The organism is Erwinia sp. PsM31 (genome assembly GCF_030433775.1).
Lineage (GTDB): Bacteria > Pseudomonadota > Gammaproteobacteria > Enterobacterales > Enterobacteriaceae > Erwinia > Erwinia aeris.
Genome location: NZ_JARUWZ010000067.1, coordinates 1 through 663 on the forward strand (window position 1 = coordinate 1; position 663 = coordinate 663).

General features: G+C 51.9%; 1 protein-coding gene. It reads right to left on the minus strand.

Annotation, left to right across the window (positions count from 1 at the left end; genetic code table 11):
- The coding region (locus QCD69_RS22470) for an IS3 family transposase (protein ID WP_301253572.1) at positions 1-663 on the minus strand (663 nt) is incomplete at both ends.

A 663-nucleotide genomic window follows, 5' to 3' on the forward strand; every position in this document is an offset into this window, starting at 1 on the left:
AGACACTTCCGAGCCGTTGATAATACTGGTTTTCATATTCTATCGGTGACATTTGATCGCTAGAACCATGCCGACGCTTACTGTTATAAAACATTTCGATGTAATCAAAAATATCGCTGCGGGCTTCTTCCCGCGTTCCGTAGATCTTTTTCTTTATCCGTTCGCGTTTCAACAACTGGAAAAAGCTTTCTGCAACCGCATTATCATGGCAGTTACCGCGACGGCTCATGCTGCCCTCCAGGCCGTGTGATTTCAGGAACGACTGCCACTCATGGCTTGTGTACTGACTGCCCTGATCCGAATGAACCAGCACCTGTTTTTGGGGATTACGCCGCCATACAGCCATCAGCAGTGCGTTCAGGACAATGTCCTTTGTCATCCGGGATTGCATGGACCAGCCGATAATTTTGCGTGAGAACAGATCAACAACCACGGCAAGATACAGCCAGCCTTCGTGGGTCCTGATGTAGGTTATGTCCGTTACCCAACGCTCATCCGGAGCATCCGGATTGAACTGTCGCTGGAGCCTGTTGGGCGACACGATACTGGCCTCGCCTTTACGTGCCCGCGGGCTCCGGTATCCGACCTGAGCCTTTATCCCGACACGTTTCATCAGTCGCCAGACTCTGTTCACTCCGCACTGTTGCCCGCTGTCCCGCAGAT